Annotated in this window: 1 protein-coding gene; it reads right to left on the reverse strand. The window is 77.4% G+C overall.

The window, feature by feature from the left end:
• Window positions 1-243: hypothetical protein (locus tag FJ658_RS16455; RefSeq protein ID WP_219995796.1), on the reverse strand; the 243-nt coding region annotated here is incomplete at both ends.

Here is a 243-nt window from a genome sequence, read left to right on the forward strand (position 1 = left end):
ACCACGAACGACGGCACCGGCCCGAAGCGGGCGACGCGCTTCAACCATGCGGGCAGCTGGGGAGGCGTCGTGGCGGCGAGCCGCCTGGCGCGCGCGCGCCGGAAGGACACGCCCGCGAAGACCACGCCGAGCACGCCGAGCACGATCTCCGCGACCCCGATCACGAGCGGCGACGGCGCCGCGCCCTCGCTCGGGATCGCCCGCAGCCCGGCGGTGAAGCCGACCGTCACGCCCGCGAGGCCG

The organism is Schumannella sp. 10F1B-5-1 (assembly GCF_006517535.1).
Taxonomy (GTDB): Bacteria; Actinomycetota; Actinomycetes; order Actinomycetales; family Microbacteriaceae; genus Schumannella.